A 22583-nucleotide genomic window follows, 5' to 3' on the forward strand; every position below is an offset into this window, starting at 1 on the left:
ATGCATTGGAACGATCATGCATTGGCGAAGCGAACGCGAAACGCTTCCAGATCCGTTGACGTGTCGATCCCCGCAGCATTCGATTCTACTCGGGTAACAACAATCCGCTTTCCCGCCTCGATCGCCCGTAGCTGCTCTAATTTCTCAGTTGTTTCTAACGGGCTAGGCGGCTGTGAACAAAACCAATCCAGGAACTCGCGTCGGTAGGCATACAAGCCGACATGATGCCAAAATATCGGTGGCTCAGCGTTCAGCAATTCATCGCTCACGCCATCGCGCGCGAACGGCACCGCCGCACGACTGAACGTGACCGCCCGACCGCCGGTGCCCATTACGATCTTTACTTGGTTGGGATCTGCTAGTGCATCAGCGTTTCGCAATGGAACTCCCACAGTTGCCATGTCGGCTTGCGAATCAGAAAGTAACAACTGGGCCACAGCATCAATTGTCGCCGGATCGATCTCGGGTTCATCGCCTTGAACATTCACAAAGACATCGACATCTGGCATTGCGGCAGCCACTTCAGCAATTCGGTCGGTTCCGCTGGCGCAGCTCTCGCTAGTCATGATCCACTTTCCGCCGAATTGTTCGACTTCGTCGGCAAGCCGTTGGTGATCCACAGCCACGACCACACCTTGAGCAACGCGACTTTGGGTTGCTTGCACGTAAGTATGGTGAAGGACTGATTTGCCACCAACTTTCTGCAGCAACTTCTCAGGCAAACGAGATGATGCAAGACGCGCGGGAATCACAATCAAAGCAGACATTGTTGTTTCTCTCTCCATATTGCTTTCATCATTCCTTACATCCAATGCGAACCTTCTTCTTCGGGGACCTCGTCAGCATCCAGGAATGCCAAATGATCCTTGTCGAAGAAGCGATCCAGCAAAAACCGAATTGGGACCAATAGAGCAATGAAAACCGGGAACAGAATCCGCAACGGTTGATAAGGTGCGACATTCACCAGGCAAAGTACCACTAGGCAAACAAACTGAATCATCGTGAAAAGATTGATCGTTCGCGTCGGCACCCGACGCGTGTAGTGATTGATGGGATACAACTTTGAATCCATCAATAAAAAACCGATGCGTTCGATGAACTGAATGCCACGAAGGGAAACGAATCCCATGAACAGGAAAATACCGTAAAGCGTAGCCATGGGAACGTATTCAAGCAGGGGCAACACTAGCAACGTTCCACCGATCAAAACATGGATCGCAATTCCCGTTACGCGGTTTTCTGCGACGTGAATGATTTCCTCTCGTCGCTGGCTCTTACTAACGACTTCTTGGAACGTTGACAACGCTCGCACGTGGGCCAGAGACCGCACCGTTGCCGCCACCATCCAAGGCCAACCAAATAGGCTTGAAAGTCCTATTAGCCCACCGACAACCGCCAAATCCAAATGATAGGCTTCGCCTTTGACAAGCTTATTCTCGTGGCTGTTGACCAACCTCGCCGTGATATTTTGTGACAAGAACACCAGCACGGTTGCAAGAGCTGCCGGTCCCGCGGCGGCAAACTTGATCCAAACCGGTACGCTCCAAAGATCAACCACCCACGAACTTCGTGATGCAGCATCTGCTGACCCACTTACCTTTAGTGTTTCAAGCGTGTCGATGCCTCCCAGCGACCAAGCCACATAGATCATCGCACAAAGAGCAATCGAAGGCCCAAAGTCTGCTAAGAACTCTCGAATCCACGGAAGCAGGTACTTACTGTTGCGAAATCCCGCCAGAGTCATGGCGATGTAGAACGTGCCGACTGCTAACACCAAAGCTAACAATGCTTTCTCGTGCGAACCGCCCTGCTCCACGTCGCTGGCATGAAATTCAACCAACAAAGCTTCAACTGCTTTGTAGATGAAAATTAACGACATCAATGCGGAAAAAATTTCATCGGTAAACCGCGTGAAGTACTTCATCAGGTTGCTAGCGCCGGTGACCGCCAACAAGACCGTCATCAAGGACGTCCACAATCCCACCCAACCATAGACGCCGAGGAACTGATCGGCGTAGCCCAAGTCCTTGCAAAGTTGAAACAGAATGATGGTGAAAATCAACAACGGTCCTATCCCGCCCAAAATGATCAGCGGGCTACCGGCGAATAAGGCGTAAAGCAGTCCACAAACCGAAGTCGCCAATAACATCTCGGGTGCGCCAATCGCACCGCCTGTTTCAAGCCCCATGAAGCCACCAAACGTGACCGCGGGCGCTAAACAGGCAAAGAACATGAACACGATTGAGGCAACTGACTTTGCTCGAAACCCTGATTTGAAATCATCAATGTAGTGAGGCAAACGACGTCGTATGTCCGCCATCAAGCCGGCGAAAAGTTTCGGCGGTGCCTGCAGCCCTTCGCTGACTTTGCGAGGTTTCGGCGCGGTGGCCAGAACATTTCGGTTGACGTGCCGTTCCATGGCATCGAGCACGTCTTGCTGAGTCTTTGCGTAGGTTGTTTCAAAGTGAAAAACGTTGTCCGACATCAGTCGAGCTATCGTGGACAACGAATCGAGATGCTGAGTCGTTTTCGATCGATCGCCGATCATCACAAACACGTACCGCGTTGCGATGCCATCGGGTGCGCCCAAATTGACGGCTCGCTTCAATCGAATGAAAACCATAGCCGGAGCTTCGATGGCATCATCGTAGAAGTGAGGAACCGCGCAGGCGTGACCGATCACGGTAGGAACCGCACGCTCTCGCTCTAGGATGCCGTCAACGACCGGATTGCGAAGTTTCTCGGTCAGCCGGCCTGTTTGGACGAGGAAGTCAACCGCCTGCGAGATAATTTCACGCATGTCTCCGGCTTCGAGGTTGAGTAAGCAGCTACCTTCGGCGATGGATTGAAAGAGAAATTTCACGACGAGAATTCAAAGCCGAATCGAGGAAGCAAACTCAAACAGTGCGGTCAGTGGGGCCCAGTATGACCCAGACAGAGACGCCTGTGCAGGTTGGCTTCGTCGGATGCTTCCCTCAGTGCTGTCTCGAATGTTGAATCGCTTTGATCAGATCAGCGATAGTCGCCCGCAATAGCTTGGTGTGGCCGAAATCAAACCCCAGTCCTTCTAATTTGTCCGTATTCATGGGGTTTCCAGCTTGTTTGGGATCTCCTTCGATCTCAGATTTCGACCCGGTGATCTCTTTCGCGATCGTCGCCACTTCATAATGACTGATGAAGCGATCACACGTATTGAACGTTTCGCCTTTCACATTTTGATCTGTTGTTGCGCATAACCACGCAGCCTTAGCAACGTCGTGAGCATGAACCATCTTGCCGCCCCCGGTCGGCTTGACCGTTTTGCCATCCACCACATCGCTGACCAATTCAAACCACTTTGATTTCGAAATGGGATCGGTGACCCCGTAGATAGATGTGGGACGCACGGTGCATGCGTCAAGCCTGCCTGACCATCCGTAGGCGTGAATCATGGATTCGACCGATGACTTATAGGCCCCATAGATGGACGCTGGCCAATGCGGATGCGTTTCGTCGAGTACTCGATCAGGTGCCACTCGTTCGTGAACCGCCCCCGATGAAATGAAGACGAATCGGTTCACTTCGTGCTGCGATGCCGCCTCTAACAGACGCATCGAGCCTGTCACATTCACATCGAAATACTCAATCGGGTCGCCTTCGGATCCGATGAACGAATCGCCATCACGAAAGACAGCAGCGTGAATCAAGACATCGGATCGACGAGCTAGTTCGTCACTCGCCTGTTGGTCCCCCAAACGTCCTCGAATCCAGGTGATGTCTGCGTTAGCTGCTTTGCCCTTGAGTTTCACAGTGTCGGGGTCACGTGACCAAGCCACGATGGAGTGCCCCTGGGCCGCAAACGTTTCGATCAGGTGATGTCCAAGAAATCCGGTTGCCCCGGTTATGCCAATATTCACTTCTCGTTTAGCTCCGTCGATGTTACCAATCACATCGTTGGTGTAGTGGACGCTGCAGGAAAGCCGAACTTTATCTTGTCGACAAACCATGTAGCTTTGCTTTTTCCTTGACCGACGCCAAGTCACCTTTCATGCCGCAGCCTAACCGAAGACAAGCGATCAAGGTGGCCACTGCGTCAATCGCAGGTGCGTCGGCGGCAGGCGCTGGCAAAAAAGCGTTGGCTGACTTATCTGCCATTCGATCACTTCCGGTCATTACCGGCCGCGCGGTTTCTTACCAGAGCGAGCACAAAAAGCGGGCAATCGCCGACTACGTTGCCAATATGAAACCGCTCGGTGGTTCGTTGTCACGCCATGGTCGGCATCTGCTTGACCCTCGAACGCATCAGTCCGCAAGTCGAACAGACGGCCGTTTCGATTTTGATATTTTGATCATCGGATCCGGCTACGGTGCCTCGATCTGCGCGGCTCGGTTGTCGATGGCGAAACACCCTACCACACGCCTTGCTGTGATCGAGCGAGGTCGAGAGTGGATTCCGGGAACATTCGGCGATACGTTCCGCAAGACCAGCGCCGAATCTCGCTTTCAAATGCTGGGTCCCAACAAAAACTCCGTCGACAATCCGGTGGGTTTGATCAATGCGATGCAAAACGACGAAGTCAACGTGCTTTCGGGCAACGGCCTCGGCGGGTCTTCGTTGATCAACGCAAGCGTAGCGATCCGTCCCGAAGCTGCTTGCTTTGATCAAACTCATTGGCCAACCGTGCTTCGCGACCCCGCAACGCTTGACTCGTACTATAACCGTGCCGCTTGGGAATTAGGTGCTGAGTACGAAGCCACCGATGCTAGCCCCAAAGCGACCTCGCAACGACTAGCGGCTAAGAACTTGGCTTGCCAAGGGGCTCGCTGTGAACCGGCCACCCTTGCGATCACTCGCGGCGCGAGAGGCGAATCGGTACTGAACCGCCAAGGACTTCGACAACGCGCTTGCATCGATTGCGGCGACTGTTGTGCAGGCTGTAACGTCGGTGCGAAAAACACTCTTGCGATGAACTACTTGCCGATGGCGAAGCGTCACGGCGCCGAGATCTACACGCACACGGAAGTGGAGCGTGTCGAAAAACTTGCCGAAGGTGGGTACCGAGTTCATTTCAAGAACTACCTACCGCAAAAGGGCTTGCTCGGACGCGACCATGGATTCAAGACGGTTTGCGGATCGGTCACCAGTCGTGTTGTGATCGTCGGTGCAGGAAGCATCGGTAGCAACGAGATATTGCTTCGCAGCCGCGGATGCGGAATGGAACTTTCTGAACGAGTAGGTCAACGCTGGACGATGAACGGCGATGCGTTGGGGTTCGTTCGCAAGAGCAAGTACCTGACCAACATTGCTGGATATAGCGCGTACGATCAACAGGGGTGCAGCGGAAACCCTTGCCCCGTCGGCCCCACCATTCAAACCAACTTGACGTTCCCCAATCGCCCTCGGCTAGCCGATCGGGTGTTAATCCAAGATGGTAGTGTCAGCCGTGCTTATGCCAATATCCTTGGTGGGCTGATGCGCGACATGGACTTTGATCAAACGTTAGTCATGCTGGGAATGGGGCATGATGGATCCGATGGGCGAATCGTGCTGCGTGAAGACGGTCTTGGTTCCGTGAAATGGCCGGGGATCAAAGACAGCCCGTATCGAAAATTGATTCGCAGTGAGTTCAAGAAAGTCGCCGAAGCACACGGTGGTCAGTACAAGTACTTGAAGCTCTTTGGCGACAACTTCATCACCGTTCACCCACTCGGTGGTTGCGCGATGTCAGATGATCCCACGCAAGGGGTCGTGGATGATTGTGGACGCGTGTTCGATGCGCAAGTGGTTGAATCATTCCAGCACCGAAATGGAAGAGTCCAATGGGCCGCTCATGTCCACGCCGGGCTGTATGTTGCTGACGGCTCAGTCATTCCGACTTCCATCGGCTGCAATCCGCTGTTAACGATTTCCGCTCTTTCAGAACGCATTGCTGATGGAATTGTTAGCGAACCGAATCTCGCGGATCTCTTTCGCTAGTTCAACAAGCTGTTAGAGATCGACCAAGATAGACTCGACGAGATTTGCCGCCGACATTTCATCTTCGTCACCATCGCTCGATGAACTGTCGTCAAAGAGTCGCCCGGCGGTTGTACCTTTGTTGAGTTCGTGCTTAAGTTCCCGGTTGGCTTTCCGCAATTCCAAGACTTCTTCTCGGATCAAGTTGAATCGGCTCGCCAAGTCAGTCCAAGTGTCACCTTCACGAAACTTCAATGGTCTTTCGCTTTTATTGTCGATCAGACGTTGCATTTCGCGACGCAAGCTAAACACGGGACCAGCAAAGCGATTGGTGACCTTCAGCATGTCGTAGATCACCAGCGGTGCCAGCAGGATCAAACCCGGCGCCCAGTAGATTGCCTCGTCCAAACAAAGGGTCAAAGAGTCTGAGATTGACCGATCGGGATCGGACATGCATGTCGCAAACACCGCGATGACAACGAAGTAGATTGTGCAAGCGGTACTGTAGAGAGCGGCTCGGCGAACCAGCACACCTTGCACTTGTGGATCCACAAACAATTGCTGCCGGACAAATCCTGCTTTGGAGGCGTTTGGTTGAGCAGAGTTGGACATGAATTCGAATCCCCCGTTTGTTCAATTGTCGCGGATCCGCGCGTCGCGACGGTGCCGCTAATTCGAGAAAGCGTTTGCGATGGCGTCCGATGATTTGTCAAAGCTCTCTTTGGTAGCGAGCGATAGTGTCAGGACCGAGCCGATGACCGCCAACAAAATGAGTGCCATCATCACCGCATATTCAACCGATGTCGTGCCATCTTCCTCGGAAAGAAGGGCTTGGATCGGCAGGATGAATGCTTTTTTTAACATGGTGATTTGGCCAACGAGCTACCAAGGATCAGAACGCAGAGAGAAAGGTGGCAACGCCGGCAGGTCACCATGAACTCGCTTATCAAAAGCTAGGGCGCGATTGTCTTCAATGAGCCTTGTTGGCAACCCTGTTCGGTAAAGATTGGGGATCAGAGTGTGAATTTGCGGGTTTTAACCGTTGTAACGGACCTTCCGAGCGAACCTTCGCCTGCTAATCTATGTAGTCACAGGTGGCCCCATTTGCGGCCGCCGTTGTGAATGCACGTCCACCGGCAGATTCCTCCATTCATCCCCCTTATTGGTTGCCCCGTTAGTATGCTCGGACCAATCTTTCTTCGCGAAGCAGCGGTGGTCCCCAAACGCCCCAAAACTTACCTGGGACGTGGCATCTACGTGTTGGCGATGTTCATGCTATTGTGCACTGGCTATCTCGTGCTCGATGGCTCACGAACCCTTTCCACAAGTTCAGATTCTGCCCGATTTGGCGGCTGGATGTTCACGCTGCTTGCCCCGCTTCAATTGCTGGTCCTAACGAGTCTTGCGGCAGTGGGTTCGGCCAGTAGCGTTGCCCAGGAAAAAGACCGCCGAACATTGATCCTGTTGTTGCTCACGCGGTTAACCGGCTTCGAAATTGTCGGCGGAAAATTGGCCGCGACGCTCCTTGCGCCACTGGCAATGCTCGCGTGTGGCTTACCCCTGTTTCTTTGCCTGCCGTTCCTTGGTGGCGTGTCACCTTCCCAAGTCTTCGGTGTTTTTGCAGTGACAGCCGCATCGATCTTGCTTGCCGGGACGGTGGGAACAGTGGTTGGCATGTGGCGAGAAAAGACGTTCCAAGCAATTGCGTTAACTGTTTTGTTTCTGTTGATGTACGTTGGCTTGGGGGAACTGATCGTCGACAATATTGCGGGCATGCCCGAAGTCGTTCAGCTTTCACTTAGTCCACTGCGAGCGCTTGCCGCAGCGGCATCACCGATGGCCGCTTTGTCGCCAGTCACAGCGGCTGGCATCACTTCGTTTGTGATCGTGACGTTGGTGGTTTCGATTGCTTTACTAATACTGGGCGTTTTCAAAGTTCGAGTGTGGAACCCATCTCGCGAAGTTCGCTTCAAGGCTCCCGAGCCAGAATCCTCTGCGGAACTGGAAACCGAACGTGAGGTTGCGAGTTGGAAGGTTCGGGAACCGCGACGGGTTTGGAATAATCCCATCTTGTGGCGAGAGATTAGAACCTGGGCCTACGGTCGCAAAGTGATCTTCATTCGCGTTGCCTTCGCGTGCCTATTTGCGTTGATTGCCGGAGTCATCTTCACCCAGATCCAAAGTGGTGATGCTCTCGAACGAGCAGGTCGAATTGGGCGGGCGATTCCATCGGTGACGATTCCCTTGACGGTATTGGGAGTCATCAGTTTGGTGCTTGTGAACGCATTGGCGGTCAATGCGGTCACCGGCGAACGAGATGGATTGGCGTTGGACCTACTGTTAGTCACTGACTTAAGTCCGGCGGAGTTCGTTTTTGGGAAGCTCTTGGGCGTGCTTTATGTAGCCAAAGAAATGATTGTGTTACCACTGTTACTGGTCGTTTATCTTGCAATTTCCGATGTGGTCACAGTCGAGAATGCGTGTTACCTAATCTTGGGCGGCATGCTGCTGTACTTCTTCGTTGCAATGTTAGGCGTTCATTCGGGGCTAAATCATGTGGCGGGTCGAACAGCGACATTAGCCAGCCTTGGTACAGTGTTCTTCTTGTGCGTCGGGATTGCGATTTGCATGACGATCATGGTCAGCTTTCGCGGAGCCTTCCAATTGCAACTAGCGCCTTTCCTGGTCATGATCCTTGGTGGTGGAGCTGCTTTGTTCGCATCACTGGGTTGGCGAAACCCATCGTCAGCGATTTTTCTCGCTTCGTTTAGTTTGCCGCTCGTAACTTTCTACGCCATCACGCAGTTTCTATTGCAAACCGATCACTTGTATGTCTTTTTTGCGATTACCGTCGGCTATGTCTTCACCACGGCGGCAATGATGATCCCTGCGTTAAGCGAGTTCGACGTCTCACTTGAACGCGACCGCGGTGCCGCCGGAGACAGCGCTTAAACCAGCGTTTGAAGGAATGCTAAGTCTGCTTGCCCAAGCTTGGCCGTTGATGCTGGCTATGGGTCTGCTTATTTTGCTCAGCGCTTTTTTTAGCGGCAGCGAAGCGGCACTATTTTCGCTCAGCACACGTGACCGCAAGTTGCTTTCTCGAGGTGGTCTGGGCGGACGTGTAGCCACGGCCCTGCTGGCTAATCCCGAACGATTGCTCTCGGCGATTCTGTTCTGGAATCTGCTGATCAATATGACCTACTTTGCAATCGCTGCAATCTTAGGCTCACGGCTTGAAATGGATCCCAACGCGGGCCGTTCCGAAGCAATCGCATTCACCGCAGTTAGCCTGCTGACGATCATCTTTTTCAGCGAGATGCTACCGAAGAGTTTTGCTGTATTGGTACCGGTGCGATTGTCAATGTTGATCGCTGTTCCTCTCGACATTGCCGTTCGCATTGTAGGTCCCGCCATTCCCTTGGTTACCCGAGCCAATGCCGCCGTGTCGCGTTTGATCTGGCCGTCGTTTGCGCCGGAGCCCGACATTGACCTCGCCGATATTGAGCGAGCAATTGAACTGGGAACCGACGATGCGGCACTCTTGCAACGCGAACGTATGGCGCTACGAAGTCTCGTGCAGATCGCCGAAACTCGCGTAAGCGAATGGATGCGTCCGCGAAGCAAACTATGGCTCACCGGCGAACCGGTTCAACGCCGTATCGTGCTAGAAGGTGGAATTCAAAACACGTACTTGATGGTCCTGGATTCCAATCGAGAAATGATCATCAAGGCCATCGGACTACGAACGCTGCGTCCAAGCCAAATGGATGACATGGGCGAAGCCGCAGAGCCGGTGATTTATGTGCCATGGTCAGCGATGGTTTCCCAGGTACTCGACCGACTTAACGAAGACGATCGAACCGTCGCCGTTGTCGTAAACGAGTTTGGCGAATTGATGGGGGCGATCACCATCGATGACATCCTCGAACGAGTACTAGCACCTCGCAAACAAGATGAGTTGATCGGCGAAGCTACGATTCAAGAGCTAGGTGACCACCGCTACCGCGTATGGGGTCTCGTCAGCATTCGGCAACTCGCCAAGCATCTCGGTGTTGATGTCGACGGAGAAGGCGTCACAACCGTCGCGGGATATATCGGTCGTCAAAACGAACGGTTCGCGAGACCGGGCGATTCGGCGCTGATGCTGCCCTACACACTTACCGTCACGGAACAATCCGAAGAGAGCGTGTGGATTGAAGTGCGACGCCATGATGACATCCCGGAAGTGGAGACGACATCGTGATCACCGCGCTGATTTTATTTGTGATCGGGATGATGCTCAGTGCCTTTTTCAGTGGCAGTGAGACCGGGATGTATCGTGTGTCGCGAACACGGTTGGTGCTCGATGGGCTCAGTGGATCGCGAGCGGCACAAGGTGTGATTTGGTTGCTCAATCACCCGGAAATTTTCGTCGCCACGGCTTTGGTCGGAAACAACCTGGCCAACTATGTCACTTCGTTGTCGATCGTGATGGGGGTTGCGGCGGTCTTTGGCGAAGAATCCAGTGCTGAACTGCTTGGCACCGTCCTTATGACACCGTTTGTATTCGTGCTTGGCGAATTGCTGCCCAAGTATCTTTTCTATCATGCACCCTATTTGCTAATCAATCGAACACGCCCGTTCCTTTTAGCGGCGGCGGTTGTCTTTGCACCCGTCTCGCTGTTGCTAGGTTTATTGGGCCGAGTCTTACAACGGTTTACCGGTCAAACTCCTTTTCGCCTTCGACTAGCGATGGCGCGAGGAGAATTGGATCAAGTTTTGCGTGATGGACACGAGGCAGGAATCCTAGCAGCGGGTCAACGATCCCTTGCCCAACAACTCTTTGAAGTGGGAAACCAAAGCGCGGTATCCTTCGGAGTCCCGGCTGATCGATTGGCCACCGTGGATGCACCGATTGATGTGGATGAAGCGAGACACCAAGCTCGACGACGAAATCATCCTATCGTCTTGGTCCGACGATCACGAAGGATCGTCGGAGCGATATGGTACGCCGATCTTTGCGTACGAGATCCGGTGATTGAGATCAAGCCGGTGATACGTGGTCGAACCACCGATCGACACCTGCAGATTCTACTGCGGCTATACGATACCGGCAGTGACGTAGCGGTGCTGTTTGATGAAGCGGGCGAAGTGCGTTGCGTGGTCACGCGAAGACAATTGCTACAACCGTTGATCAAGTAGCTCTTGAGTAGCCTAGGCTTTGGATCACTTCGATCATTTCATCGCAGGTCAGGTAGCGTCGGTGGTGCTTGACCTTGTATTGGTCGATCGCCAGCGCCAATTCCCGACCGTCCTCGGACAAGCCAAAGTGAGAATTGCCAAACTGACGTCGCTCGGATGAACCTGGCTTCACGACTTCGGTGCTTCTTCGATCGACAAATGACTCAGCCTGTGTTGCCACCGAACCAACCACAAACGACGAACCAGAAGATTGCGAACCGGATGCGAGAGCGTCAGTGGTTGAAGGGTTGGATGGCAACATAGAGATAGCTTTCACGTTTGTCAGAGTTTCCCGCGCGGTGAGTTCCATGCAAACCTACCTCCCAAAGAATTGCGAGGTCGGGAAAAATTCGATCGCAACTGACCAAAATGGCAAAACATCACTACGTCTCTACTGATTTCGCCCCCCAAAAGCGTCCGAATGTATCGAATGAAGGGACTGCAGCAGCTAGAAAAGCCAGTTGCTAGGAAAGCGGGTAGCTACCGAAGTTGATCGATCGGCTGCCCGAGACGCTGAGTATCGCGAGCGATACGTTCTTGTTCAGCTCGAAACCCGTCCATCCAACCGTTCGCGTGAGCCGCTTCGGGGTCAATGGTCATCGCCATGCTAAGCGCCAGGTTCGCTTCATGCAGGTTGCCTTGCTGCATCTCTAGCGTTGCCAATTCCAAATGCGAGTAAGGGTCCTGGGGGTCTTTCTTTGTGGCACGGACAAGGCATCGCCGAGCCTCTTCGGGACGTTCCAATTGTCGCATCGCGATCCCTTGCAAAACGTCAGCGCGAGCGGGCGTCTTTTCAACCCCGACGTTGTCTTGCAAACGGTCCAGCGTGGCCAACAAGCGGTCGAACCTTTGTTGGCTTCCGTATATTTCGGCAGCTTGCAATTGGACCTGGGGAAAATCCGGCTGGAGTGCGAGCGCGCGATGATAGGCCGCCAGCGCTTCGGCTTCATTGCCAGCCGCCCGTAAACAATCACCTCGAAGTCGCCATGCATCTGCGGAATTGCGAGTTGCCCTTAGCGCGATTTGGCTTTGCTGGTCGGCATCCGACATACGGCCGAGGTTCAAATACATTTCACCGAGCCGACCGACAAACTTAGGATCGCCGGCGCTAAGCCGAACGGCTTGTTCCATTTGGTTGACAGCCAGTTCCTTCTCGCCACGATTCCAATAGGCTTCGGCAAGTCCCCAGTGGGCTCGGTCATCCGTTTTGGAAACATCCAAAGCGTCCGAGAACAGTGTTTCGGCGATGTCCCACTTGCCATCGTGCATCGCCTGAAACCCTTGGCCGGAAAGCCTTCGAGCGGCAATGGATTGTCGACTTTCGCCAAACCGACGAATCGCTCGACAACCGCAGCTGCTTAGCGCAATCAACGATACCAAGAGAAGGACGGCGCGCAACGACGAGACTTTCATTGAAAAGGAATCCTAGGAACGCCAGGATTAGCAGAAAACGGGGTGCCACGACAAGTTGAAGTCGGGCGGCAGGGAGCTGGCCAGACCGAAACCGGCCGATTTCCGACAGCTAAGCCTTCCTACCGAGTTGCGGGTCGCCTCACCTCGACGGTTCCGGTGGCAATCAATACCCTGGTCTGTCTTCGACACGATTGTTCGACAGACGATGAGCGTGAAAAATTCCTTTCCTCGCGAACGCTCGTGGTGGCTGAACTCCCTGTTCAAGACGACTCGGGGCCAGTCGAGGATGATTGGATCGGTCAGGTCGCAGCTTGTTGACAGCGACCACGACGTGAAGATCATGAACGTAGCAGTTCTTGTCGAAAACCTGTTCTCAGATACTCCTAAACTCCACGGCTCTCGCTTTCCCTACCGCTGCACATGCCCGCCATTTACGAATCTCTCGGACTGAAATTCCTTTACCCTGATAACTGGGTGCTGGCTGAACGAGCGCCCGAAGATGGAATAGATGGCGTGACCTTCGATCTGCCAAAGGGTGGTTTCTTTAGTATCGATCGAACCCGACGACCGGACGCGTCCGAGAGTCCCAGCCTAAGTGAGGACGAGTTGATCGAGAAGATCGAAAAGGCAATTGCGGACGACTACGGCGAGGTAGAACGGCAAGAGGTGAGCACCGAACTTCTTGGTGAAAACACTCGCCAAGTGGAATTCAGCTTCTATTATCTGGATCTGATGATTCAATCGCGATTGGTGTTCGCGACGATCAACAACAATCGCTTTGCTATTCAGTTTCAAGCCGAGAGCCGCGATTTCGATGAAAACGAACTCGTGTTCGCAGCCATCATCAAGCAGTTACAAGAAGCTCAGGACTAGATTCGCAAGTCGGACAATTTACGGTCGTCCACGCGACGGTACTACACTAAGTCTTGTTTGCGTTTCTTGCGGCGTCCCTTAGTGCATTCACGGCATATACCTTGAATGATCATTCGGTGTCCCGTCACTCGGAACCCCATCTCGCTGGCGACCTTATCTCGCATTTCAACGAGCAGATCGCTTTGGAACTCGAACAACTGCTTACACTTGGTGCAATACAGGTGATCATGTTGAGGGTAACCATAATCAAGTTCGTAAACCGTCCGGCCATCAAGCTGAAAGCTCTTTAGCAGGCCCGCATCTACGAATTCTCGAAGCGTCCGATAGACAGTCGCCGAACTGACGTAGTTCTTTTCCCCGCGCCGGGGCAAGCGATCAATCAACTCGTCGGCGTCAAAATGCTCGTGCTCATCGAACACCGCATCGATCAAAAACTTGCGCTGACTTGTTTGCCGAAGCCCGCGTGTTTGAAGGTACTCCTCGAACCGCTCTTGGGGAGAGAGCGAAACATCGAGCGGTTGCAAAGATTCTGGCGACGTAGACACAAACAGCGATTTCTAACAGCGAGTCAAACAGGGATCCAAGACCTCGTCGCCTCCAAACGGCGACGTGGCCTTACCCCTAGCATACTGGAGGCCACCGCAGTTCCCAAACGAATCAGTACGGATCGGAATCAAGCGAGGCAAAGCTTCCATTAGACAGCCCGAAAGTTGGGGCCGTTCGCCTTGGATACTATCCAAGTTGGTCAAGCAAGCTATCCAGAGCGGCGTCTAATTTCTCGGTCGTTTCGTAGCTGCCATCGGCGATTTCACGCCGAATTTGGGCGACTTTATCAATGCGGATCTCGCCCCCACCTGCAATGGCCGAGCTTTGGTCGAGACGGTTCGATGCCGACAAATCGAGTTGGTCGGCTTGAGGAGCACGTGGCTTGGCAGCGGTTTGAGCCGCATTCTGTACGCGATTGGTCGGGCTTGCGGCGCCGGTGGCTTGAGTCGTGGAAACCCGGAAAGGTCCGTAAATTTGCATCGTGGAATTGCTCCCTTGTGGGACTGGAACGTTCAACCACTATCTTTGGGGCCCGATCCTAGGCATCCGAAAATATTGGCAGAATGTGAATAAGCGCTATGTGAGGTCGATCAGCCACCCGACAAATCATCCCGATTTGTAAGTTGGTATTAATCGTTTCCGCGTATGACCTCAGCGCCGCGATCCTTGTCCCAGGATGCAATCCATCAGCGAATAGAGACTTTCGTGCGCAAAGCGGGCGGAAACATTTGTTTCATCGTCCATCGCGTTGGCAAACCTAAGCTGTAATCGCAAAAACAGACTGTATTCTGGGAGGTTTGGTTCTGGGACTCTCGGATCTAGGCGGACATTATCAAAAGCGGGAAACTCTTGCCAATGGCAATGGTCCACCTACCTTGAGCAAATCTTGGCAAATTCTAGAGGATTTCTAATTGCCTCTTGCATGCAAAGCGTCGTGTTAGGTCTTCGTTTTGGCACGCCAACGATCCGCGATCACGGTATCAATGAGCAACTGACACACATGGTAAGCCAGCATCGGCACGACGCTAAAGCCGCAATCAATCGCGATTTCCAATCCCACCATCAGCGTTTTCTGACTGCCTGAGATTCCACAGGCGATCTGCTGACCACGACTGACACCGAGTATTCGCGAACTCCCTAAGGCGATCACTAACGCAAGCGTGTGAATCACGCTGGCAAGAAGCACAACGGCAATGAATCCGCCGATTGAAATTCCGCTGACGCGAGAACCCGCCGCAATCGCGCTTTGGGCTGACCCAAAGACGACCATCACCAACACACCAACTTGACCCAGCCAAGCGAGTTTCACCTTATGGCGATCCGCCCACGACGCCCAACCGGTTGCCCTCATGACCTGGGCTATCACTAGCGGAGCGACAATCAATCCGCCCAGTTTGCCAATTTGCGATCCTGGCGACGGCAGGCTGTCCGAAGCGTCCATGCCCGAAGACAAAACGCTTAATCCCACAGGAATCACCGCCACACAGGCCAAGTTCGTCACCACCGTCGTGAGCATCGCGATGGAATCATCTCCCCCGGCTTTGCGAGTCCATACGGAAGCCGACGCAAGCGTACAAGGCACTAATGATGCGATGAACAGGCCGCGAAAAAGGTCGACGGGCAACAGCCACATCGTCGGCAAAGTCAGCAGCGGCACCAACAACACGCTTGAGGTGATCGCCACCAATGCCGCCCGCGGCTTTCCTACGCTCTGACGAATCGAATCCGCTCGCAGGGTTACGCCCATCGCCCACATGACAGCAAAGACCACAAACTCCCGTAAATACGGGACATTGGCGACTTGATCAACCGGGCCGGCCAGTCCATAGCCGCCCATAAAACACGCAGCCAGCGTGATCAAGAACCAGTGTTTGCGAAGTTTTGCCCACATCGTGCATTTTGCTCGAAAGACCTATCGGTGAATTCCTGCCTGAATCTATGATCGGACCGACCTCATTGGGAACCCGTGCTAGCCATCAGACGCTAGCACCCCGTCAACAACCGGTCGCCGGAGAAATCCACGCATGCATGAACGAACGCAGCGAAGCCTAGCCCGGCTTGTGTTCGTTGCCTGCTGCGCACTTCCCACCCTTCTAACCCTGGCCTGTATCGCCGCGACGTGGACTCCGTGGTACGACCGGCGATGCCGCACCGCAATCGAAGCTCGATTGTCCAACGAAACGGGGTTACAGGTTGCGATCGAAGACTTCACGATCCTTTCACCCTACGCAACTCAACTTGACCGCGTCCGGCTGAGTGAACCTGAAACCGGTGCCGAAGTTGCCACTGTTGCCAGTGTTCATTGGTCAGAAGAAAACGGTCAAACCGTGATCGTGCTTCAACAGCCTGAACTGCAAGCCTCGACGCTACGTTGGTCTTGGCGACTGATTCACGATCGCTTTCTATGTCGACCCGAACGGCAAAAAACGGTCACTCGCTTTGCCGCCAATGACCTGACGATTCATTCAAAGCAAGAACCGATTACGCTGCGTGATGTGCAAGCGTGGATTGAGCCACAGAGCGACGTGAATTCTTCGGGTGACGCGATCGAGTCCATCCAGGCGACGATTGCATGCGTAACCGCAAGCGACCCATCCGCGACTCCGATCCGTGTTTCCATTCGTCGCGAACTCGCTGGCAAGATTCCTGAAACGCTTTGGTCGCTGCAAACCGGTGACACTGCCCTACCCTGCTCTTTTCTCGCCGAGTACTTTTCGTCTCAATGGAGCAATCTGGGTAATAACGCCACTTTCACCGGGACCTTGGCTGTTCGCTTGCAAGAAGGTCATTGGGCGGTGGATGCCAATGGAAGACTCGGTCAGTTGGCTCTCGATCGAATCTTTGAACGACAAACACATCGTCTATCCGGAACAGCAACCCTGCACTTGGATCGCTGCCGAATTGAGCCTGCACGCGAGTTGGTTGACATCTCGGGTGCGGTTGAAGCGGCCGACGGCGTGATTGGCCGTTCTCTACTTTACGCAGCCAAGAACCATTTGGATTTTGCCATCGCAATGCCTGAGGGTGACGAAGATATTCTGTACGATCGCTTAGCAATGCAGTTTAACCTGCACGGTCCGGACCTTCGCATTCATGGCATGTGTCGGCAAGAACTGGGCTTCGAACGAATGCCCGTCGATGTTGCGATGCGAATCAAAGACATGCCGCTAGCACTATCCTCACCGGACAAACTACCCGCCGTACGCCTGATGGCTTTGCTGGCACCATCGCATAGCGAACTGGTTCCGTTGGCCGATCAAAATCGCCATCTGCTACCGCTGATCATACCGCCGCGACACGCTTCACCGGCAACGATGCAAAACGCATCGCCGCCGAGAATCCGTTCTGCCCGTCGCTACGAAGGCAACGGCCCGCTGACCGGCCAGCCTCGCTAGTCGCCGATCACGCCGAGGGGCTTAGCTTTGCGATGGAGCCATGGGTGTAGAGCGTGACGATTGAAACAGGCCTACAAGCATGTCGATGACGATCACGATTAGCTGAGAAGCCACAAACACGCTGAGCCACCACATCACACCCGTAGTGAAACCGTAGCTGTGCAAACCGATACCAAGTTCATTGGTCCCGAACCAGGACCATGCGGTAACGATGTTGCCGACGATGGCTAGCCGGGCAAACCCTCGGCCTTTGACCATGCCGTCCCAACGAGCATGCAAGAGCAACGCGTTCCAAATCACAATCAACAGAGCGCCGTTTTCTTTGGGGTCCCATCCCCAAAATCGACCCCAACTATCATCAGCCCACAAGCCGCCCAAGACTGTTCCGATAAAGCTGAATAAGATTCCAAAGCAAGCCGCACCATAGCAACAGCGATAGATATCACGCAGCGACTTTTCGTCTTTTCCTATCCATCCCGAAATCAGATAACCAATTCCGAACGCACCCGCTACCAACGTCGCCACGTATCCCAGCGTGACGCTAATGACGTGCGTTGCTAACCAGAACTGAGTATCCAGTACCGCTTGCAGCACGGGCATCGTGTCCCCTTTGTTCAAGCCATAGGCGACCAACAGGGTCATCACACCTGAAGCGGCCGATAACAGATTACCGATTCCGTACTTAAAGATCCGCTCGATCACCATACCGAACAACACCGAAGCCCAACCGATAAACACAGCGGAAGAATACAGATTGATCACTGGGGCTCGGCCCGTGATCGTGATCCGGCACAAGATCGCAACCGTATGAATCATCAACGCCAACGCGAGCGTTCCCCACACTGCTTCTCGAAGCGCCGGTTTGTCATAGAACAGGTACAGCAACCCCATCACAAGAGCACACAGGTAAATCACCGTTGCCACACCGGTCGGCCAATTGTTTTGCATCCAACGTTCAAGTGACACTAGTCCCGGCTTGTATCCCGGGATCTCTCGCTCCTTTATCGCGGACAAGTGTTGGTCGACCGCTTCATTGAATGCAGCGTAATCCTTGCCAGCGTACGCCTTGATCATGTCGCCAAAGGATTCAACACCGATTGGCCCATTCGGCTCGGCGTCCAAGTCCGCCGACATGGCCAGTTCACTGTAGTGGCCGAAGAATGCCGGCGAGAATGTACTCCACGTGGGCTGGCCAACCGATGACGCGATCTCTTTTTCGGTCGGCACCACAATGGCAGGAGTTTCCATCCGAGCGAGCGAGTCCATGCGGCGTTCAAGTTCGCGGATCATCAGCATTTGACGCGTTTGTTCATCCGCATCAGGAATCACTTCTTTGATCTTCTCTAAAGGAATATCGTCAGGCACCGGCAATTGAAAGGATGCCGAAGCTACGTAGAACTGCTGCAATCGCCGATTGAGTTCAAGGACCTTTTTCTCCTTAAACGACAAGTCTCCCGATTCTTTCTCACGGGCGGCAGCGACGACTCGATCCATGTGAGACGACTTCGAGATGATCTCATCGAGCGAATACAACTTGCTCTTTCGTCGGTTCAGATCTAGTTCGCTGCGAACTTCCTCGGCATCAATTCGGAACATTCGCAACTCGCGTAGTTCTGGTTTATCGATCGCCGATTCCATCAACCACTGCATCGCTGACAAACTGCGCTTCGATTGTGAACGCGACTTGATTCCCAGCGGCGCTTCATCCAGCGGTACCGATTCTTTATTGCTCATCGATTTGAGTGTTTGACGAGCGTAGGCATCCAGGGGCATCACACGCCCACCAAACTGAACCGGAATTTTCCCTGCCGCATAGAAGTCAAAACTTTCCGTACGCGTCTCGGGCCGTCGAGCGGACATCACCGCCGACCACGGCACTAACATGTAGGTCGCGAGGGCGGAAAAACCAAGCACCGTTAAGACCACGGGCATACGGGATCGCTTGGGGACTTCGAACCCAGCTAGATCCGCTTGTTCCTTTTTCGTTTCGCGTTCACGCCGACGAACGAACCGAGTGAGTGTCCCTAAGAAGTGCACCAACATCCCTAACCCCGTGATGCTGCAGGCCACATAGGGAATCAACCACCCCGAGTTTTGAACCACCTGAATCCCGGTCTGCTCTTTTCCGTTGGGAAGAGTGTTGTAGTTGGACTGGTAAAATGTTTCGCCACGATAACGCAGTGGATTGTTCATCCACACGCGTTCGTTCAGATCGTCGCCTTCATCTTCATTGATGATCCGAATGTAGGAAGAAAAGTCCCGTGGAGTGCTCGTACCGCTATAGGTGACCTGCTTCACATCTTCAAGTTGAACCCAGTACGGCTTTACTTCCCGGTGGAAACGCAATCCGATCTCGTACATTTCGCCGTCAATTTCAAATTCGTCAAACAAGTCCTTGACCTGCTTGTCCGGCATTAACATCTCTTGCTCGGACAACAACTGACTGACCAAGTGAACGCCCAGCGAAGACTTGGAATCCTTATCGAGCAACTCGACGTAAGCAGAAACAAGGTTCGATTTGCTATCGGCACCGCCAAACTTATCGCGGCCCGTTGCCATTACCTTTAATCCATTACCCGCGGTCGCCAAGTTTTGGTCGTTCACATCGGCAAAGGTCGAGTTGTCGTAGTACTCTAAGACGCGGATATCGACCGGAAGCGAAGGGTCACTGATCAAAGTGTCGGGAACCTGATCGCCGGGCTGCTTGCTACCCACAGCCAAGTTGGCTGACTGCAATCGACTACCCGGCACAGCGGTGACGCGTTTTTCATCACCGACGGTTTGAATGAAGGTTAGCTCAATTTCGTTGAGGTTAACCAGCGTGTTGGTCGATTGCCCCTCGACCAAATTGAGCCGTTGTTCGAGTTGGCGGTCGCCGAACACGAACTGACCAAGCATCAAGAGACCAACGCCCAAGTGCAGCAGCACATTCCCGCCTTGCTTTTCGAACACAAGTAAGCACCCAACCATCAACACGAGCCCAGCACCAAGACCTTTGGCCAGTTGCCAAACGATACGTAGACCCGGGTCGCCGATTCGAAAGTCGGTCAGAAGTGCGTAGCCAACAAAAGCGATCAACGACGCCGAACCAACAAACGCGACATTGCGAAGCGTTGGCTGAGTTAGCTTACTGGCACCGTAGAACCCGCTCATACCGAGCAACGCCGTGCCCGCGAGTGTCAGTGCCCAAAGTGGTTGATAGCCAATTCCTGGCTCGCCCTGTAACCCATCGGCACTGTTCCCCGCCCACACGATCAAAGCCGCCGTTGCGATCCCCAATGCAATGAAGGCAATCCCACTAATAAGCTTTCCGCCTCGCGAATGAACCTTGAATCGGGTCGCTTTGGCAGCCACCAAGTTCAACATCAACATCAATCCGATCAGCGTCCCACCGGGAAACGGAATCACCAATGAGAGCGGTTCCTCGTGTGGAAAGAACGATTTGGGGAAGAAGTCATCCACATGCATCGGAGCGATCCACGACAGGAAGTATCGCTGCTTCACCTCCAGCATGTTCATCTCGTCTTGGGCAAGCGTTCCCACCAAGACGATGACGAGCGAACAAGCAAACAAAACGACGGTCAGCTTAAGCGAACCGAGCAGACGCAGAGCATCCCAAAACACACCTACATCCGTGCGACGCGAACCCGCATCGGGATAATCGAGAATGTCAGAATCAATATCTTTTGAGATCGTTGCCATGGCACGAAACGTCTATGAAAGGTTGGTTTAGAGGTTGAACTTCAACGAAGCTAAGAAATCGGCGATCTTGCTGGACTGTTCTTCAACAGTCGATCGCGGCCCGGTCATCTTGATAAACAGACTCATTCCGCCTTCGAGCGGAATGATCGTCGCGTCAATCGCGGTGGCGTCCGCATCGGCGCCGGCGCTTTCAGTGTCCATGTCAGATTCAGCATCAGCGTCGGCATCAGTGTCAGTGTCAGTGTCTGCATTGGTATCAGCGTCTTCGACTTCGACTTCGACTTCAGCATCGGCATCGCCTTCGCCTTCGCCTTCAGCATCGGCGCCATTGTCGCCTTCAGCATCGGCACTGTCCGCTACCGCATCTTCACCGCCGGAACTGTCTTCGGCTGTTAGAAAGAACCGTTGTCCTTCGCGTCCATCAACAGTAACCAGTTGAGCCGACTGAATCGCTTTATCTACGACTTCATCCGGGGCAACACTTCCTCGAACCTGCCCAATCCACCTTGCCACGTTCCCTCGCAAGTCTCCTCCGGCGGGGATGACTGTGATTTCGGCAGGTGATTCCTCTGGGCCCACATTGAACGCGGCCATTCGCATGCTACTCATACGTCCATCTCGCCAGCCTTCGGGACGTTCAAACTTCACCCGGGGATCGGGCTCACTTGGTGCGTCGGCAGCATCGGGTTGGGCCAACATCGGTGGGACTGAAGCCGGCATTTGAGAACGGCTAGCCGCACCGCCAGCAAACGGTGCGTTCATCGACGAACCCATCGCTGAACCCATCATCGAAGATGAACTCGCCGAAGCATCACCTACGATATCAAGCCAAACCGAATCGCCGTCCGCTGTTTCGACTTCCAGTGCCGCTGCCGAAGCCCATTTATCTTGGCTCGGTGGCAATCCAAGTTGTCCTCGCCAACGGTTCACGTTCATCGCTACGAACGCATCCCAATCCGCTTGACGGCCCAACTTTGAAACGCTGATGTCGAGCTGCTTGCTTGGCGTTTCCACATTGATCGATGCGTACCGAAATTGAGACTCACCGCCGCTGAGTTTCCAGCCCTCGGGCAACTGTGACAATTCGGGAGCATCGTCGTCCCATTGAATCGTCTCGATGAACTTACGAAAGTCTTCGGCTACCAATTCAATGGCTTCTTCCGGACCAGTTACCTTAAAGAACCAGACATCGGATCCATGCGGCACCATGCCGGCAAGCATCCGCTGACTCGCTTCACGCAACTCCGCCGGTGCGCGGGTGGGAATCGTGTAAGTAGTGATTGGTTCAGTGCGTTCACAACCGGTTGCGAAGACAAGTCCGCTAACAATTAGCAGGAACCAAAAGGTATTCCGAGGGTGCGTCGACATATCGACCTAGAGGGGGCGAGCCAGCAAAGGAGGGAATTGGCAAGGGCTCCGTTGAGAGCCGATCCTTCAGCCATCCATTGACGCAGGCGACGTCAATGTTTTTCCGTTTCTCTTAGTCTAACGCCCCAGGC

18 protein-coding genes are annotated in these 22583 nt (G+C 53.7%); 6 read left to right on the forward strand and 12 right to left on the reverse strand.

The window, feature by feature from the left end; all coding sequences use genetic code 11:
* Window positions 1-14: 14 nt before the first annotated feature.
* The 3 genes from kdsB to Pla22_RS04190 form a co-directional block, all read right to left on the reverse strand.
* Window positions 15-767: a 3-deoxy-manno-octulosonate cytidylyltransferase gene (kdsB, locus tag Pla22_RS04180; protein ID WP_146513494.1), complete on the reverse strand. Its 753-nt coding sequence runs from the start codon at window positions 765-767 to the stop codon at window positions 15-17.
* A 35-nt stretch (window positions 768-802) separates the two neighbouring features.
* Window positions 803-2863: a PTS sugar transporter subunit IIA gene (locus Pla22_RS04185; RefSeq protein WP_146513495.1), complete on the reverse strand. Its 2061-nt coding sequence runs from the start codon at window positions 2861-2863 to the stop codon at window positions 803-805.
* 112 nt (window positions 2864-2975) lie between these two features.
* Window positions 2976-3986: an NAD-dependent epimerase/dehydratase family protein gene (locus tag Pla22_RS04190; protein WP_146513496.1), complete on the reverse strand. Its 1011-nt coding sequence runs from the start codon at window positions 3984-3986 to the stop codon at window positions 2976-2978.
* A gap of 41 nt (window positions 3987-4027) precedes the next feature.
* Between Pla22_RS04190 and Pla22_RS04195 the strand changes: the two genes are divergently transcribed.
* Complete coding sequence (locus Pla22_RS04195; protein WP_146513497.1) at window positions 4028-5956, forward strand: GMC family oxidoreductase N-terminal domain-containing protein; 1929 nt, start codon at window positions 4028-4030, stop codon at window positions 5954-5956.
* 12 nt (window positions 5957-5968) lie between these two features.
* Here the strand turns inward: Pla22_RS04195 and Pla22_RS04200 are convergent, their stop codons facing one another.
* Window positions 5969-6547, reverse strand: a complete 579-nt coding sequence (locus Pla22_RS04200; RefSeq protein ID WP_146513498.1) for a hypothetical protein — start codon at window positions 6545-6547, stop codon at window positions 5969-5971.
* Between the two features lie 57 nt (window positions 6548-6604).
* The gene (locus tag Pla22_RS04205; protein WP_146513499.1) at window positions 6605-6799 is read right to left on the reverse strand and encodes a Flp family type IVb pilin; all 195 of its coding nucleotides are present in this window, start codon (window positions 6797-6799) and stop codon (window positions 6605-6607) included.
* A 315-nt stretch (window positions 6800-7114) separates the two neighbouring features.
* Here Pla22_RS04205 and Pla22_RS04210 point away from each other — a divergent pair, with 315 nt between their 5' ends.
* From Pla22_RS04210 to Pla22_RS04220, 3 genes are read left to right on the forward strand one after another with little or no spacing between them, the layout of a single operon-like run.
* Window positions 7115-8887 (forward strand): hypothetical protein, encoded by a 1773-nt coding sequence (locus tag Pla22_RS04210; RefSeq protein WP_146513500.1) that lies wholly within the window; start codon window positions 7115-7117, stop codon window positions 8885-8887.
* Window positions 8865-10178 (forward strand): CNNM domain-containing protein, encoded by a 1314-nt coding sequence (locus tag Pla22_RS04215; protein WP_315854138.1) that lies wholly within the window; start codon window positions 8865-8867, stop codon window positions 10176-10178. The genes Pla22_RS04210 and Pla22_RS04215 overlap by 23 nt, the downstream gene beginning before the upstream one ends.
* On the forward strand, window positions 10175-11116 hold the full coding sequence (locus tag Pla22_RS04220) for a CNNM domain-containing protein (RefSeq protein ID WP_146513501.1): 942 nt from the start codon (window positions 10175-10177) through the stop codon (window positions 11114-11116). Before Pla22_RS04215 ends, Pla22_RS04220 begins: the two co-directional genes overlap by 4 nt.
* On the opposite strand, the gene Pla22_RS04225 is transcribed toward Pla22_RS04220, so the two are convergent.
* Entirely contained in the window at window positions 11109-11432 is a 324-nt protein-coding gene (locus tag Pla22_RS04225; protein ID WP_165440508.1) for a hypothetical protein, read from the reverse strand. The genes Pla22_RS04220 and Pla22_RS04225 overlap by 8 nt on opposite strands.
* Window positions 11433-11635: 203 nt before the next feature.
* A complete protein-coding gene (locus Pla22_RS04230) occupies window positions 11636-12568 on the reverse strand; it encodes a tetratricopeptide repeat protein (protein ID WP_146513503.1) in 933 nt (310 codons plus the stop codon).
* Between the two features lie 420 nt (window positions 12569-12988).
* Between Pla22_RS04230 and Pla22_RS04235 the strand changes: the two genes are divergently transcribed.
* On the forward strand, window positions 12989-13441 hold the full coding sequence (locus Pla22_RS04235; protein ID WP_146513504.1) for a hypothetical protein: 453 nt from the start codon (window positions 12989-12991) through the stop codon (window positions 13439-13441).
* A 41-nt stretch (window positions 13442-13482) separates the two neighbouring features.
* On the opposite strand, the gene Pla22_RS04240 is transcribed toward Pla22_RS04235, so the two are convergent.
* The 3 genes from Pla22_RS04240 to Pla22_RS04250 form a co-directional block, all read right to left on the reverse strand.
* On the reverse strand, window positions 13483-13986 hold the full coding sequence (locus Pla22_RS04240; protein WP_146513505.1) for a Fur family transcriptional regulator: 504 nt from the start codon (window positions 13984-13986) through the stop codon (window positions 13483-13485).
* A 187-nt stretch (window positions 13987-14173) separates the two neighbouring features.
* The gene (locus tag Pla22_RS04245) at window positions 14174-14467 is read right to left on the reverse strand and encodes a flagellar biosynthesis anti-sigma factor FlgM (RefSeq protein ID WP_146513506.1); all 294 of its coding nucleotides are present in this window, start codon (window positions 14465-14467) and stop codon (window positions 14174-14176) included.
* Between the two features lie 457 nt (window positions 14468-14924).
* A complete protein-coding gene (locus tag Pla22_RS04250; protein ID WP_146513507.1) occupies window positions 14925-15878 on the reverse strand; it encodes a bile acid:sodium symporter in 954 nt (317 codons plus the stop codon).
* Between the two features lie 133 nt (window positions 15879-16011).
* Here Pla22_RS04250 and Pla22_RS04255 point away from each other — a divergent pair, with 133 nt between their 5' ends.
* Entirely contained in the window at window positions 16012-17382 is a 1371-nt protein-coding gene (locus Pla22_RS04255) for an AsmA family protein (RefSeq protein ID WP_146513508.1), read from the forward strand.
* Window positions 17383-17403: 21 nt separating this feature from the next.
* Here the strand turns inward: Pla22_RS04255 and ccsA are convergent, their stop codons facing one another.
* Window positions 17404-21084 carry a cytochrome c biogenesis protein gene (ccsA, locus tag Pla22_RS04260; RefSeq protein ID WP_146513509.1) on the reverse strand — a complete coding sequence of 1227 codons (3681 nt, stop codon included), beginning with the start codon at window positions 21082-21084 and terminating at the stop codon, window positions 17404-17406.
* Window positions 21085-21111: 27 nt separating this feature from the next.
* Window positions 21112-22452, reverse strand: a complete 1341-nt coding sequence (locus Pla22_RS04265) for a hypothetical protein (protein WP_146513510.1) — start codon at window positions 22450-22452, stop codon at window positions 21112-21114.
* Window positions 22453-22583 lie beyond the last annotated feature (131 nt).

Origin of the sequence: Rubripirellula amarantea, from assembly GCF_007859865.1 — a bacterium.
Classification (GTDB): Bacteria; Planctomycetota; Planctomycetia; order Pirellulales; family Pirellulaceae; genus Rubripirellula; species Rubripirellula amarantea.